Origin of the sequence: Vibrio sp. 10N.222.47.A9 (assembly GCF_963872585.1) — a bacterium.
Classification (GTDB): domain Bacteria; phylum Pseudomonadota; class Gammaproteobacteria; order Enterobacterales; family Vibrionaceae; genus Vibrio; species Vibrio splendidus.
This window is the reverse complement of sequence record NZ_CAWNBB010000104.1, coordinates 162,312-175,534: the sequence shown is the minus strand read 5'-3', so window position 1 is coordinate 175,534 and position 13,223 is coordinate 162,312. Positions and strand designations below refer to the sequence as shown.

Here is a 13,223-nt window from a genome sequence, read left to right as displayed (position 1 = left end):
ATAGCCTCTTCAAACGCGATGAGATTTTATAAGATTCATCAATGCTTTTATTCGCATTAGAAGCGACAACACATTATTTTCAACTCGGTAAATCATTTTTATAACAATTACTTGGATGATAGCGTAGTATATTTATAACTAATATCTAACATTACAAGGATCTGTTATGTTTTTAGACTACTTTGCGCTCGGCTTACTTATTTTCGTAGCATTAGTAATCTTTTACGGCATCATCGTTATTCACGATATTCCCTATGAAATTGCGAAAGAACGCAATCACCCTCATCAAGATGCTATTCACGTCTCAGGCTGGGTTAGCCTATTCACCTTACATACTATTTGGCCATTTCTTTGGATTTGGGCAACATTATGGCGCAAAGATCGTGGTTGGGGCTTCGCTAAATTAGAAGAAGAACAACACGATATTCATCATCGCGTCGATATTCTCATCGATCAAGTGAGTACTCTTCAGGAAGAAATCGCACAGCTCAAGCAAGCAGGTGCTGAGCAAAGCAGTCCAGAGAAAGAGACAAACAACGTTCAAGATCAGGAGGCTAAGTAATGGATTTACTGCTGATAATGACCTATGCGGCGCTTTGTATCACCATTTTCAAGGTGTTCAATATACCGCTAAATAAATGGACAGTACCTACTGCCGTACTTGGAGGTGTGATCATAGTAGGTACCCTAATTCTACTAATGAACTACAACCATCCATTTACACAAATCGGTAACCAAGTTTACTCAACAACGCCAGTCGTTTCAGGCGTTAGGGGTAAAGTTATCGAAGTGCCAGTAGAAGCAAACAAACCTCTGAAGCAAGGGGATATTCTTTTCAAAATAGACCCAGTTCCATTCGAAGCTGAAGTCGCAAGGTTAGAAGCCAAGGTAAAAGAAGCAAGCCAAGGTGCTCTTGGAATGGAATCTGAAGTGGTTGAAGCAGAGGCTGCAAAAATCAAAGCCATCGCGGAAAGAGATAAAGCTCAACGTGAGTTTTCTCGTTACAAGCGCGGTTACGACAGTGGCGCTTTTACCGAGCAGCAATTGGATACTCGCAGACAAGCTTACAAAGCATCGGAAGCGGCCGTGAAAGTTGCAGATGCAAACCTAGAACAAACAAAGATCGCCTTGGACTCTGAAATAGGTGGCGAGAATACAGCGGTTTTAAGCTTATTGGCTGAATTACGTAAAGCTCAGTTTGATTTAGAACAAACCGTGGTTCGAGCTCCCACTGACGGATACGTTACGCAACTAGCATTACGCCCAGGTGTAATGGCAGTTCCACTTCCTTTAGCTCCCGTGATGACGTTTGTTCACACAGAGGAGCAGTTCTATACCGCTGCATTTAGACAAAACTCGCTACAGCGCCTACAACCGGGTTACGAAGCTGAGTTCTTGTTTAGAGCATTGCCAGGAAAAGTATTTAAAGGACGTATTGATGAAGTAATTCCAGCTATTGGTGAGAGCCAATTTCAAGCTAGAGGCGCGCTTCTAGGTACTGATGCGTTGCGTACCAGTGGTCGTGTGTTTGTTAAATTGAGCATCACTGATGATCTGTCTGACTACCATTTACCTATGGGTACCGCGGTTGAAGTTGCCGTTTATTCTGACAGCTTCACTCACGTGTCTATCATGCGTAAGGTCCTTATTCGCATGAAGAGTTGGCAAAACTATCTATATCTCGACCACTAACTATATCTAGACCACTAAACGGTCGTAGATATGTGACGAACCCGCTTAACACATTGTTAAGACGAATGAAAAGCCAGACTCGCTCTGGCTTTTTTGTTGCTTGATTAACCGTAAAAATACGTATTTCACACGATATTTAGGTGTTCAGATGGAATTTTAGACATCTAGACACTTATCTTCCCTTATGGAAGGGTTCTACTGTATAATGCGCGCCTTATTTTTTATATTTGCCCAAAAAACGTTCTCATTGAGACGCATATTAATAATGGCGAATATTTGTTCTTTATTTTGCTTTATTTTTCAGTATTCGAGGTTATCTATGAACTTTTCAGCTAAAACAGTGGTCGTTATCGCCATTGGAGCGGCACTGTACGGCATTGGTGGTTTACCTATGTTTGGTGTCCCTGTGTTTGCGAACACGACATTGAAACCAGCGATGGCAGTCCTAGCACTGTTTTCTGTTTTGTTCGGCCCAATTGTTGGCTTCTTGGTTGGCTTTATCGGTCACTGGGTAACGGATCTGTTCGCTGGCTGGGGCGTGTGGTTAACCTGGGTTTTAGGCTCAGGTATCGTAGGTATGGTTATCGGCTTATTCCCTATGATGACTAAGAACCGTCTTCAACAAGGCGAACTGCCAATGAAAGATTTTGTATTGTTCGTGATACTGGCCCTTGCAGGTAACGTTGTAGGCTATGGCTGCTCTGCGTTCCTAGATACTATCTTATATGCAGAACCGTTTACTAAAGTCTTCACTCAACTGTCTATCATCGCAGCGGGTAACACCGTTCTGATCGCTGTTGTGGGCTTCCTGATCCTAAAATCAGTCGCTAAACGCAACAAACAAAGCCGCAACCTGACTGAGGCATAAGCGATAATGACTATAGCATTTTCGAACTTCTCTTTTAGATATGAGTCGCTGGATAAACCGACGCTAAAAAATATCAATCTAAGGATAGAGAAAGGAGAGAAAATCGTCATTATTGGACCAAGTGGCAGTGGTAAATCTACCCTAGGTCAATGTCTCAATGGCCTAATACCTCATGCAATTAAAGGTGAGGTAACTGGCTCTTTAGAGATCAACGGCAAGAATATCTCTGAATTTTCGATGCACGATTATACCGAACAAGTCGGCACAGTACTGCAAGATACTGACAGCCAGTTTGTGGGTTTGAGTATCGGTGAAGATATTGCTTTCGCACTCGAAAATCAGTTGATGTCGAACATTGACATGTACCCGTTAGTTAAGTCGACTGCAAAAATGGTTGACCTAGCGGACATGCTTGAGCGCTCGCCACACGATCTTTCTGGTGGTCAAAAACAGCGAGTATCGTTAGCGGGTATCTTAATTGATGACGTTGATATCTTGCTGTTTGATGAGCCTTTAGCAAGCCTTGACCCTAAAACAGGTAAGGCAACGATTGAGATCATCGACCAACTGCATAAAGAAACCAACAAAACCATCGTGATTATCGAGCATCGCCTCGAGGATGTCCTACATCGTGATATCGATCGTGTGATCTTAATGGAGCGCGGTGAAATCGTCGCGGATATGACTCCCGATGAAATTTTAGCGTCTAAGTTACTTGATACGCACGGTATTCGTGAGCCTCTTTACTTATCTGCGCTTAAAGCGGCGAAAGCCCCACTAACCTGCGAAGATAAGCTGTCAAACCTCAAAGCTTTGGATTACAAAAGGTTCCGCCCAGCAGTTCAAGCTTGGTTTGCTGACCGCCCTGCCCCAGCTGCAGAAAAGCAGTATCAGCCTTTACTCGAAGTTCATGGTCTGACTTATTCTTACGATGGCGAGAAGAACGCACTCGAAGATGTGAGCTTCAAGATCGGCAAAGGCGAGTTTGTTTCGATTCTGGGCAAGAACGGTTCGGGTAAATCTACCATCACCAAACTCATCATGGGTGTGATCGATGCCGATTCAGGCTCTTCCTATCTAAATGGTGAAGACTTATCTGAGCTTTCTATCTTTGAAAGAAGCCAGAAAGTCGGTGTCGTGATGCAGAACCCAAATCATATGATCTCGCATCATATGATTTTTGACGAGATTGCTTTTGGTCTTCGTAACCGCAATATTGCAGAAGAGCTGATTACAGAAAAAGTAGAGCATGTTCTTGAGCTATGTGGGCTGAGCAAGTTCCGCCACTGGCCGATCGAAGCTCTGAGCTACGGCCAAAAAAAACGTGTAACCATCGCTTCTATCTTAGTGCTGGAACCTGAACTCCTCATATTGGATGAACCAACAGCAGGCCAAGATTACCGAAACTACACGTCAATGTTGGCGTTTATCCAAAAGCTTAACCGTGATTTGGGTATTACTGTGGTGATCATCTCACACGACATGCATCTCGTTCTCGAGTACACCACACGTTCAATCGTAATCGCAGACAGCAAGTTGATTGCCAATGCAGCCATGACGGAAGTGTTTAGTCAGCCATCGCTTCTAGAACGTGCAAACCTCTGTACCACTAGTATTTATGAACTCGCGACTATGATGAAAATCGACGATACCAATGCGTTTATGCAGTACTTCATCGACTACGAGAGAAGTTCTCTATGAACGCATCAAAAGTAAAATTCGGCATCAACTACATTGATACCAAATCCCCCCTGCACGCATTAAATGGCATCACGAAATTTGCACTCTTCTTAGCTTGGGTAACCGTGGTATTGACTACGTTCGACCTGAGATTGATTACGCTGCTTATTATGACTGGTTTATACCTATTAAAGCTCACCAATGTGCCTATACGCGTGTATAAGCCTTTGTTATTAGGTACGGCGAGTGTCTTAAGTCTAAATGCTTTATTCATGTTCCTGCTTGCTCCGCAGCAAGGCACTGAGCTCATCGGTAGCGAAACTGTATTACTAACATTGCCGGGTAACTACTCGTTGAGCCAAGAGACTCTGTTTTACTTAGTCACGGTCACGCTCAAGTACATGAGTATGTTCCCGATAGCGTTAATATTCGTCTTCACTACGCACCCGACTGAGTTTGCAGCGAGCCTCAACCGTATCGGCGTTCCGTACAAGATCGCCTATGCGGTAAGCTTAACGCTGCGTTACTTGCCAGAGGTTAAGAAGGACTTCATCAATATCATGCATGCTCAGCAAACTCGTGGTGTAGAACTCTCGAAGAAAGCGCCCCTAATAACTCGAATCAAAAACGTGGCTAAGGTTCTAGGTCCGCTCATTTTCTCTAGCTTGGACCGCGCAGACGAGATCTCTAACGCAATGACGTTACGAGGTTTTGGTCGACACAAGGCACGTACTTGGTATAGCTATGCGCCTTTGAAACGTATCGACTTTGTTTGTTTGAGTGTCATTGCTTTTATTGTGGTGTTGGCCATAGCGAAACGCATTCTTGAACCTGAATTGTTTTGGTATCCATTCTAAGTTTTCATTTACCACATACAAACAACGACTTAAAATTACACACCGCTCAATAGGGCGGTGTTTTTATGTGTGCCAAGATCTGATTAACAATTGAACCAATAACTCAATACTGACTATTTTTGACGATAAACTGACCGTTTACTTACGTCTTGGGTTTGAAATCTAATTTAGAAACTCTTAATATACACGTTTACAGAATGTTACACTCAATAGAGATTTGTAATGGCTCGAATTACTCAAGTACAGAAACTAGAAAATCAAAAGCACTACGATGAGATCGTACTAAACCTTTTTCTGGCTGAAGGACATGAAGCACTAACTTATGCAAGGATTGCTCAAGAAATTGGCATTAGTTTGACGACGCTTCAGGGCTATTATCCATCGACCCGCGCTATCCGATCAGCGTTACACCAACACATGCTATCAATTGTTATAGAGAATCTAGAGTTCTCATCGGAAGAAGTATTCATTCAATCTTGGCAAAACGCTCTAGATAATGATCAATTTCGATTCGTGATCAAATTGATGTTTTTCCATGCCTCCCAGGTCAAGAGCCCTGAACAGTTTAACATCAGTTCAGATGGTCAATTCCGCGAGATAATGTTTAATAGCTTTGGGCTTGATACCGTTCGAATCCTTGAGACTGTCGTAGGACGTTCAATGTTCTATCTCACAAACTTCAAGCAGCATTAAACCAAGCACTAGAAATACAAAAATGGGAGCCTTTCGGCTCCCATTTTCTTTTTAGTTATCGCTTACTTCAACTTATAGACCTAATTTAGCTTGTAAAAAACGGTCGATAACGGTGGTAAACGCAGCTCAATCGATGTGTCTAAGCCTTCGCTTTCTACTGATTCAACCTTAGCAACCGGCTTCACTTCAAAGCCACTGCCTGCATAATCCGCAGAGTCTGTATTCAATAACAAAGAGTACTGACCTTGTGCTGGAACACCTAAGCGGAAGTGCTCATGAGGAACGGGTGTAAAGTTAGAAACCACCAATACACGCTCGCCTGATTCACTGATACGCTCATGAGCTAAGATACTCGCTTCAGCTGAATCCTGTAGACGCCATTCAAAACCTTTCGGGTCGAAATCAAGATCATGCATTGCAGCTTCAGAACGGTACAGGTTGTTCAAATCTTTCGTTAAGCGCTGAACGCCTTGATGACGTTCATAATCTAGCAAGAACCATTGCAGTTGATCATCATGGTTCCATTCCGCCGTCTGACCAAATTCAGCACCCATGAAGTTCAGCTTCTTACCCGGCTGCGCGTACATGTAACCCATGTAAGCACGTAGATTTGCCGTTTGCTGCCACTCATCACCAGGCATTTTTTCGTGAATAGATCCTTTACCATAAACCACCTCATCGTGAGATAGAGACAATACATAGTTCTCACTGTGTGCATAAACCAATGGGAAGGTAATTGTATCGTGGTGATATTTACGATTGATTGGATCTTCGTGGATGTAAGACAAACTATCGTGCATCCAACCCATGTTCCACTTAAATCCGAAGCCTAAACCACCCATAAAGGTTGGGGCTGAAACACCAGGGAAAGCCGTCGATTCTTCAGCAATCGTCATCGCATTCGGGAAGTGCTTGTACACTTCTTCGTTCATCCACTTAAGGGTTGCGATGGCATCGTAGTTTTCGTTGCCTCCGTCTGCGTTCGGAATCCATTGATCATGGCTACGCGAATAATCGAGGTACAACATCGAAGCAACCGCATCAACACGAATCCCGTCGATATGGAATTGTTCGAACCAGTACAGTGCGTTTGCAACCAAGAAACGACGCACATGCTCTTTGCCTAAATCATAAATGTACGAATTCCAATCTTGATGCCAACCGCGACGTGGATCTGGATCATGGAACAAAGGTGTTCCATCAAAGTTGGCTAAGCCGTGATCATCACTAGGGAAGTGCGCTGGAACCCAATCCAGAACAACACCTAAACCAGCTTGGTGACATTGATCGACGAAGAATTTGAAGTCATCAGGAGACCCAAAACGACTCGTTGGTGCGAACAAGCCTATTGGCTGATAGCCCCAAGAACCGTAAAACGGATGCTCTGAAACCGGCATCAACTCTACATGCGTGTAACCCAAGTCCGTTAAATATGGGATCAATTCAGCAGCAAGTTCACGGTAGTTTAAGAATTCCCCTTCAGCGTTACGCTTCCAAGAACCAGCGTGCAGTTCATAGAACGAAAGTGCTTCTTTACGCTTTTGTGTTACAGGGCGATTCTGCCATTGAGTATCTTGCCACTCGTAACGAGCGTGATCGTAAGTCACTGAAGAAAATGAAGGGTATTGCTCAGAGTAAAAACCCCATGGGTCAGCTTTGTGTGGTAAGCCTTCACCATCAGGTCCTTTTAATTCAAACTTGTATTGAGCGCCTTCTTCCAGTTCAGGAATGAATAGGCCCCACATGCCATAATCTAAGCGTTGCATTGGATGACGACGACCATCCCAAGCGTTAAAGTTACCCACTAAGCTTGCCGCTGTTGCATGCGGTGCATACACCAAGAAACGCGTACCTGAAATCGTCTGTCCATCACGCTCTAGCGTAATAAACTGAGCCCCCATGTGATGATACATATCTTTAGGTGTATGGAGATCTTCATAACTCGCGTACAGATCGTGGTACTGGTATGGATCATCGATGATCTGCTCGACTCCAGCCCAATCAACCGCGAGCTTGTAGTGAGTAAAACGTAAATCTCTCTCTTGCTTAAGAATGAAACCACTTTCACCCTCTCGCGCTAACTCAATACGAGGTTCCTTTCCAACAATCAACTCGACTTTATTTGCCCCAGGAATCCACACACGTAATGCACCTTGCTCAGAAGGTAGGTATGGCCCTAAAAACGCAAATGGGTCAGTGAAACAAGCCTGTGATAGTTGGGTATATATTTGTTTTTGCTTTGAAATCGAACTTAGTTCCAAAACGCTTCTCCCTAACCAAACATCCAAAAAATATAATACAAAAATGCCCGCTATTAGTGCGGGCAATATAACGACGGTTTATTCTACCAGATGAACATTCATTATTGAGTGACCGAGGTTGTAGTTTCGTACGGCGTAAGCAAAAAACCACCTATTTTCAAGCCACTCAACGTCATTACTTAGCTGCTTTTTCTCGAACATCAGTCAGCTTAGAAGCGATACGATTCACCCCTTCGTGAGCAAATATTTCGTCCAAGTTCATTGATAGTTTACGACGCCAGTTAGGGTATTCATCGACAGTGCCAGGAATGTTTACTGGCTTGTCCATCTCTAACCAATCTTCCAGTTGAACACTAAGAAGTGTCGAACCACCAGCCGCAACGTGCAGTTGAAGCGCTTCGGCAAGATAAGAGTCCATCGGTACTTGGCTTGCATCACGACCAACACCTTCAGGTAAGAAGCCATGCCATGCTACTGAATCTAAGATACCTTGTTTGCACTCCAGACGGTCGTCGAACAAGGTTTCTAGCTGTTCTGCATCTGGGTATAAACCAATCTCTTGACCCATTTTCAAGTCATCACAATGCCAGAAGCCGCGAAGCGTTGGCATATCATGAGTACAAAGTGCCGCCATCGATTGTGGTGCATAATGTTTCGGTGAGATAAAGCCACCGTCATCTTCTGATGTTTCGAAGAAGAATACTTTGTAAGAATGCACGCCCGCATCCGCTAGGATATCGACGATTTCATCCGGCACCGTACCTAAGTCTTCACCGATAACGCTACATTGGTAACGGTGAGATTCAAGCGCCAGAATTGACAGCATGTCTTGTACTGGATAGTAGATGTACGCACCCTTGGTTGCGTTTTCACCTTTTGGAATCCACCACAAACGCAGTAGGCCTAATACGTGGTCAATACGAAGTGCACCACAGTGCTTCATATTGGCACGGAGTAGCTTGATGTATGCGTCGTAGCTTGTTTCTTGAAGCACTTCAGGATTAAGCGGTGGTAAACCCCAGTTTTGACCCAGAGGACCAAGCACATCCGGCGGAGCACCGATGCTCGCATCCATCACTAGATTGCCTTCATCGGCCCAAGTTTCGCTGCCTGAATCCGCAACACCAACAGCTAGGTCACGGTACAAACCAACGGCCATGCCTTTCTCTTCAGCAAGAGACTGTGCATCGTTGATTTGGCAATCCGCTAACCACTGCAGGTACATGTAAAGATGAACATTCTCTAGGTTCTCTTTAATGTATTTCTGTGTCGCTGGGCTTTCGAATGTACGGTACTTCTCTGGGAATACTGGCCAGCCCCACATACCTGAATCTTCAGCATGTAACTCACCGTGCAGAGCATCAAACGCCGCTTGATGCATCAGGCTTTCACCGCCCTCTTCTACAAACGCTAAGAACGCTTGTGCACGGTCGCTGTTCTTGTCTAGATGACGAGTCTTAAATTCTGCGTATAACAGAGGCAAGATGCTCATCTTAAGCTCAGACACTTCGGTGTAGTTTACCCAGTGCGCTTCACGAGCTTTTTGTAGACGCTGTTGGAATTCAGCGCTGCCTACCGTTTGTTGTGCTTCAGCACTTAATGCGAATTCAGGTACTGAGCTCACATCAATGTATAAGATGTTCAACCAACGACGTGACGACGGGCTGTATGGGCTCGCGCCTTCTGGGTTCGCTGGGAACAATGAGTGAATTGGGTTTAGACCAACAAAATCACCACCACGAGAAGCGATATCAGCAACAAGCTGTTTAAGGTCACCAAAATCACCAATACCCCAGTTGTGCTGAGTTCTTAGTGTGTACAGTTGAACACTTGGTCCCCAAAGCTTTTTACCTTGCTCGATTGGTGACTGCTTGAAACACGCTTTTGGCGTAATGATCAATGTCATCTCGTAAGGCTTCTTACGGCGCTTACGACTCACAATCAGCTTGTGATAACCCCATGCCAAATCACTTGGCAATGCAAACACTAAAGGGCCACCCTCGGCACGCTCGTCACGAACGACTTGAGATTGAAGATAGCCTTCAAGTACCTCTCCTTGCTCGGTTTCTAAGCGCCAGCTGAACTCACTTTCACGAGCACTTACACCTAGATTAAGCGCCACTTCTACTGGCTCACCGTCACGCAAGACAAGAACTGGGTCTAGTACATCTTTTTTGTGTTTTCTTTCTGCAGATTTAAGCAGTGCATCATCGCTGCTTGTATCGTAGCCCAATGAAGCCAATAGAGACGTAATCGTCTCTTCTGATACTTGTGCTTCATCGCCCCACGCACTAACGTAACTGTCGGCAATGTTTGCCATTTCTGCGACTTGTTTTAATACGGTCTGTTCTTTCATCGCTCTCTCCGAAAACGTTCTGACGCTTTCTATTTTGTAGGGTTGTTAATTTAATTTTTTACTAATCAATTAGCTTGTGACAATCGGTTTGTAAGCAGCTTGTTTATAAACGACAAACCTTTAAGCCTTTCGTTTGCTCACAAGCTAATTGAGCCAAGGCAGAAACTGCCTTGGCTACTTTGGAAGTATTAACGGTTAACCGCTTCAAGTTTCCAGATGTTGTTCACGTAGTCGCGGATTGAGCGGTCTGATGTGAACTTACCAACCAATGCTGTGTTAAGAATTGCTTTCTTAGCCCAACCTGCTTGGTCTTTGTACTGCTTGCCCATGTCTTCATGTGCTTTCACATAAGATGCGAAATCAGCAAGACATAGGTACGGGTCGCCACCGTCTAGTAGGCTATCAAACGTTGCACGTAGAAGGCCTGGTTGACCTGGAGAGAACTCATCGCCAGTCAGTAGGTCTAGAGATGCTTTCAGCAGTGGGTCTGCGTTGTAGTAATCGTATGGGTTGTAACCCTGAGCTTGCAATGCCACTACACCATCAACGTCTAGGCCAAAGATGTAGATGTTTTCATCGCCAACTTCTTCACGAATCTCAACGTTTGCACCATCCATAGTACCGATAGTTAGCGCGCCGTTTAGCGCCATCTTCATGTTGCCCGTACCCGATGCTTCTTTACCAGCCAGTGAGATTTGCTGAGAAACGTCTGCCGCAGGAATAATGATTTCAGCCATGCTTACACGGTAATCAGGGATGAATACCACTTTCAGCTTGTTGCCAATGCGAGGGTCGTTGTTGATCTTCTCTGCAATCTTGTTAACCGCGAAGATGATCTCTTTCGCTAGGTGGTAACCCGGTGCTGCTTTCGCTGCGAAGAAACATACGCGTGGCTCACACTCGAAACCAGGTTCGTTAAGAATACGGTGGTACAGAGATAGAATGTGTAGCAAATCTAGGTGCTGACGCTTGTATTCGTGTAGACGCTTGATTTGCACGTCGAAGATAGCGTTCGTATCTAGCTCGATACCCATGTTCTCTTGAACCCAATCAGCAAGGCGCTGTTTGTTTTCTTTCTTAACAGCCATGAATTCTTTTTGGAATTTCGCGTCTGTTGCAAACTTAGCGATGCCTTCAAGCTGCTCTAGTTTTGCTGGCCACTCAGTTCCGATCTTGCCAGTAATTAGCGTAGATAGGCCTGGGTTACAGAACTTCAACCAACGACGTGGCGTGATGCCGTTCGTTACGTTAGTCAGTTTGCCAGGGAAGATTTCGTTGAACTCTGGGAACAAGTCTTTCTTAACCAGTTGAGAGTGAAGCGCAGCTACACCGTTTACTTTGTAAGAGCCAATCACACATAGGTTTGCCATGCGAACCATGCGGTGGAAACCTTCTTGGATGATAGAAAGCTTCGCTTGCTTCTCACCGTCACCAGGCCACATCTCGCGAACTTCTTGCATGAAGCGGTGGTTGATTTCAAAAATGATTTCCATGTGACGTGGAAGAAGACGTTTGATCAAAGATTCAGACCAAGTCTCTAATGCTTCTGGAAGTAGTGTGTGGTTCGTGTATGCGAACGTATGAGCACTGATTTCCCAAGCTTGGTCCCAAGTTAAACCTTTTTCATCGATCAGGATGCGCATCAATTCAGGGATAGCGATCGTTGGGTGCGTATCGTTCAGTTGAATCGTTTCTTGCTTAGGCAGATCTTCTAGAGAGAAACCTGCTGCTTCGTGACGACGTAGAATATCGCGAACAGACGCTGCTGAGTGGAAGTACTGCTGCATTAGACGCAGTGTCTTACCTTTCTCGTGGTTGTCGTTCGGGTAAAGTACTTTAGTGATGTTACCTGCATCGATTAGCGAGTGTTGCGCTTCGAAGTAGTCACCGTTGTTGAAGCTCGCTAGTGAGAATGGTGCGATTGCCTGACATTCCCAAAGACGCAGCGGGTAAACCGTGTTTGACTCGTAACCTACGATAGGTAGATCCCAAGGCATTGCTTTTACTTCCATACCTGGAACCCAAGTACGAACTTCTTTACCGTCGATGTATTCAACTTCTACATGACCGTAAAAACCAATGTGTTGTGCTAGTTCTGGACGAGCTACTTCCCATGGGTAACCTTCAACACCACGCCATGCGTCAGGTGCTTCTTGTTGACGACCGTCTTGGAAAGACTGTTTGAATAGACCGTATTCGTAGTGAAGACCGTAGCCTACTGTTGGGTATTCTTGAGCGGCACAAGAATCCATAAAACAAGCGGCTAGACGACCAAGACCACCATTACCTAGTGATGGGTCGCGTTCTTCTTCTAGAAGATCAGTTAGGTTTTGACCTAGCTCTTCCATTGCATGAGTGATCTGTTCGTACAGACCCATGCTGATCAGGTTATTACCTGTTAAACGACCAATCAAAAACTCTAATGAAAGGTAGTTAACGCTCTTCGCGTTCTTAATTTTTTCGTCATTTTCAGTTTCTAACAGATCAAATGTTGTGAGTTCTGCTAGCGCACGCCCCATTGCTAGGTACCATGCGCGGCTATCTGCGTTTTCAATCGTTGTTGCGTAGGTTGCAGATAAATGCTTTTTAACGCTTTCTTGGAACGACACTTTATCGAAAGTTTTTTGCTGAGTTGGTTTCATTTCAGAAATCTCGCTTTTAATAGTTCTAATTCATCTGTGACATATCGTGCATGGTCACCATTAACTAAACATCCTCCCGCTAACGCGACAAACTAGGAGTAGATGGGAGGGCGTAGGGGGCGTACCGACATAGGGTTAGTGATCTGACTCTCATGTTCTGACTTCGAACAAAAA

At 44.6% G+C, this 13,223-nt stretch carries 9 protein-coding genes; 6 read left to right on the top strand and 3 right to left on the bottom strand.

The genetic code is table 11. The features are described 5' to 3' along the window. Positions 1–166: 166 nt before the first annotated feature. From AACT19_RS25055 to AACT19_RS25030, 6 genes are all read left to right on the top strand, one after another. Complete coding sequence (locus AACT19_RS25055) at positions 167–562, top strand: DUF3302 domain-containing protein (RefSeq protein ID WP_017064245.1); 396 nt, start codon at positions 167–169, stop codon at positions 560–562. Then, positions 562–1,692: an HlyD family secretion protein gene (locus AACT19_RS25050; protein WP_017092875.1), complete on the top strand. Its 1,131-nt coding sequence runs from the start codon at positions 562–564 to the stop codon at positions 1,690–1,692. The genes AACT19_RS25055 and AACT19_RS25050 overlap by 1 nt, the downstream gene beginning before the upstream one ends. A gap of 319 nt (positions 1,693–2,011) precedes the next feature. Further along, positions 2,012–2,560 (top strand): ECF-type riboflavin transporter substrate-binding protein, encoded by a 549-nt coding sequence (locus AACT19_RS25045; RefSeq protein WP_004732085.1) that lies wholly within the window; start codon positions 2,012–2,014, stop codon positions 2,558–2,560. Between the two features lie 6 nt (positions 2,561–2,566). Then, on the top strand, positions 2,567–4,261 hold the full coding sequence (locus AACT19_RS25040; RefSeq protein ID WP_076649339.1) for an ABC transporter ATP-binding protein: 1,695 nt from the start codon (positions 2,567–2,569) through the stop codon (positions 4,259–4,261). Continuing rightward, positions 4,258–5,097, top strand: a complete 840-nt coding sequence (locus AACT19_RS25035; protein ID WP_076649338.1) for an energy-coupling factor transporter transmembrane component T family protein — start codon at positions 4,258–4,260, stop codon at positions 5,095–5,097. The genes AACT19_RS25040 and AACT19_RS25035 overlap by 4 nt, the downstream gene beginning before the upstream one ends. 222 nt (positions 5,098–5,319) lie before the next feature. Then, on the top strand, positions 5,320–5,790 hold the full coding sequence (locus tag AACT19_RS25030) for a TetR/AcrR family transcriptional regulator (RefSeq protein ID WP_004732091.1): 471 nt from the start codon (positions 5,320–5,322) through the stop codon (positions 5,788–5,790). Between the two features lie 80 nt (positions 5,791–5,870). On the opposite strand, the gene glgB is transcribed toward AACT19_RS25030, so the two are convergent. The 3 genes from glgB to AACT19_RS25015 form a co-directional block, all read right to left on the bottom strand. After that, positions 5,871–8,051 carry a 1,4-alpha-glucan branching protein GlgB gene (glgB, locus tag AACT19_RS25025; RefSeq protein WP_076649337.1) on the bottom strand — a complete coding sequence of 727 codons (2,181 nt, stop codon included), beginning with the start codon at positions 8,049–8,051 and terminating at the stop codon, positions 5,871–5,873. A 175-nt stretch (positions 8,052–8,226) separates the two neighbouring features. After that, on the bottom strand, positions 8,227–10,407 hold the full coding sequence (gene malQ, locus AACT19_RS25020; protein ID WP_076649335.1) for a 4-alpha-glucanotransferase: 2,181 nt from the start codon (positions 10,405–10,407) through the stop codon (positions 8,227–8,229). Positions 10,408–10,595: 188 nt separating this feature from the next. Beyond that, on the bottom strand, positions 10,596–13,049 hold the full coding sequence (locus AACT19_RS25015; RefSeq protein ID WP_076649333.1) for a glycogen/starch/alpha-glucan phosphorylase: 2,454 nt from the start codon (positions 13,047–13,049) through the stop codon (positions 10,596–10,598). Between the last annotated feature and the right edge of the window lie 174 nt (positions 13,050–13,223).

Bases quoted from the DNA above. Each gene is read 5' to 3' on its own strand.
- AACT19_RS25050 (WP_017092875.1), top strand. From the start codon at position 562: ATGGATTTACTGCTGATAATGACCTATGCGGCGCTTTGTATCACCATT.
- AACT19_RS25055 (WP_017064245.1), top strand. From the start codon at position 167: ATGTTTTTAGACTACTTTGCGCTCGGCTTACTTATTTTCGTAGCATTA.
- AACT19_RS25040 (WP_076649339.1), top strand. From the start codon at position 2,567: ATGACTATAGCATTTTCGAACTTCTCTTTTAGATATGAGTCGCTGGAT.
- malQ (WP_076649335.1), bottom strand. From the start codon at position 10,407: ATGAAAGAACAGACCGTATTAAAACAAGTCGCAGAAATGGCAAACATT.
- AACT19_RS25045 (WP_004732085.1), top strand. From the start codon at position 2,012: ATGAACTTTTCAGCTAAAACAGTGGTCGTTATCGCCATTGGAGCGGCA.
- AACT19_RS25030 (WP_004732091.1), top strand. From the start codon at position 5,320: ATGGCTCGAATTACTCAAGTACAGAAACTAGAAAATCAAAAGCACTAC.
- AACT19_RS25035 (WP_076649338.1), top strand. From the start codon at position 4,258: ATGAACGCATCAAAAGTAAAATTCGGCATCAACTACATTGATACCAAA.
- AACT19_RS25015 (WP_076649333.1), bottom strand. From the start codon at position 13,049: ATGAAACCAACTCAGCAAAAAACTTTCGATAAAGTGTCGTTCCAAGAA.